Annotated in this window: 3 protein-coding genes; 1 reads left to right on the plus strand and 2 read right to left on the minus strand. The window is 72.5% G+C overall.

Annotated features, from left to right (window positions below):
* Positions 1-118: 118 nt before the first annotated feature.
* Entirely contained in the window at positions 119-727 is a 609-nt protein-coding gene (locus C1I97_RS36650; protein ID WP_111007208.1) for a TetR/AcrR family transcriptional regulator, read from the minus strand.
* 111 nt (positions 728-838) lie between these two features.
* Complete coding sequence (locus C1I97_RS36655) at positions 839-1,336, minus strand: hypothetical protein (protein WP_258382921.1); 498 nt, start codon at positions 1,334-1,336, stop codon at positions 839-841.
* Between the two features lie 146 nt (positions 1,337-1,482).
* On the opposite strand from C1I97_RS36655, the gene C1I97_RS36660 reads away from it, so the two are divergent.
* A partial coding sequence (locus C1I97_RS36660) for a homogentisate 1,2-dioxygenase (protein WP_146608429.1) occupies positions 1,483-1,730 on the plus strand: 248 nt, incomplete at its 3' end.

Here is a 1,730-nt window from a genome sequence, read left to right on the forward strand (position 1 = left end):
GACGGGGACGGGGACGGAGCGAGCGTACCGACCGGTATGCACGGAGGGGAGACCTGCCGGGAAGGATGGCCGGAACTCTTTCGCGCGGCGTCCGGCGCGGGCGGCGTCCGGGTGGGACTCAGTCCAGCACCCGCCCCAGATACGCCCGCAGCATCGTCCGCATCTCCTCGATGATCCGCTCGTCGCCCTGCGGGTCGACGCGGAAGGCGAGTTGGACGAGGGCGTCGGCGGTCTCGACGGCGATCAGGAAGGTGCGGCGCAGGTCGTCGTCGGGCTCGCGGTGCAGAGGGCCGGAGAGCAGGTCGGTGAGGCGGTCGGCGACGCGACGGTTGGGCTGGGCCTGGCCAATGCCGACGGGGATCTGGTTGCCGAAGTCGACCAGGGAGAAGCCGGGGGCGGTCCGCTTCATCTCCAGGTACTCCTCGAGCACGGCGTCCATGGCGGTACGCCAGCCGCCGCCCCCGGTCTCCTTCAGGCGCTCCGTGACGCGCTCGGTGAAGCGTTCGAAGTTGCGCTGGGCGAGCGCGTCGGCCATCGCGCGTTTGTTGCCGAAGAACCGGTAGACGGAACCGATGGGCACACCGGCGCGCAGGGCGACGGCACGCGTGGTCAGCGCGTCGTAGCCGACCTCGTCGAGGAGGTCGGCGCAGGCGTCGAGGATCCTGGTCAGCCGTTCGGCACTGCGCCGCTGCACGGGCGCGCGGCGTAGCGGGGTCGCGTGGGGCACGGCTTCATCATGCCTGCCCCCCGGCGATCGGGTGAAGCGGGCCTTCCAGTTGGAGCGGTGGGCGTCGGGGCCGGGGTCGGCTCCGGTGGGTCCGGGGTCGGCTCCGGTGGTTCAGGGGGAGGCCGTGATGTCGGCCGTGCTCTGTACCGGCTTGCCGGAAACCGCCCAGACCGTGTCGTCGTCGGCACAGAGGCGGGCGGTGATCTGGTGGGTGCCGTGGGGGATCAGATGGGCGGGCAGGCGGTAGGCGGGAGTGCGCAGGCGGGCCACGAGCCTGCCGTCCACCAGGAGGTGCGCGAGGCCGCGGCCGGCCGTCGCCCGGGCCCCGGTGCCGGCCGGTGAGAAGCGGAAGCGGCGGACGGTCAGCCGTACGTCCCAGTTGCCGTCGGCGTCCGGCTGGACCTCGACACCGACCTCGGGAGCGCTCTTCTCGTCCACCTCCCGGTAGCGCCGCCCCTCCTCGTCGGTGTGGTCGAGGAGCTTGCCCACGGGCGCGGACGACTCCCGTTCCGCATCCCCGTGCGCACCGTTCGACCCGCAGCCCGCCGGCCCGGCGAACAGCAGGGCGCAGACCGCGAGCGCGGCGAGTGGTCCCCTCCTCCACGACAGCATGCCGTGGAGCGTAGAGCAGCGGTACGGCCGGCCGGATCCCCCTGGAGTCTGGTTCCGGCCCTCCCTCCGGAGTAGGGGGTCTTGCGCCCTGGAAAACGCATTCCTATGGTGTTCCATAGGAATCAGGTTGCAAGGGAGCGATCATGAGCGGGGACGACGCACGCAAGACCGCCGAGGGACTGGCCTACCTCTCCGGCTTCGGCAACGAGCACGGCTCGGAGGCGGTTCCGGGGGCGCTGCCCGAGGGCCGCAACTCCCCGCAGCGCGCCCCCCTCGGGCTGTACGCGGAGCAGCTCAGCGGCACGGCGTTCACCGAGCCCCGCGCCCACAACCGCCGCTCGTGGCTGTACCGCATCCGCCCCTCGGCCGCCCACCCGGCGTTCACCCGCAC

This window comes from Streptomyces sp. NTH33 (genome assembly GCF_003236365.1).
Lineage (GTDB): Bacteria > Actinomycetota > Actinomycetes > Streptomycetales > Streptomycetaceae > Streptomyces.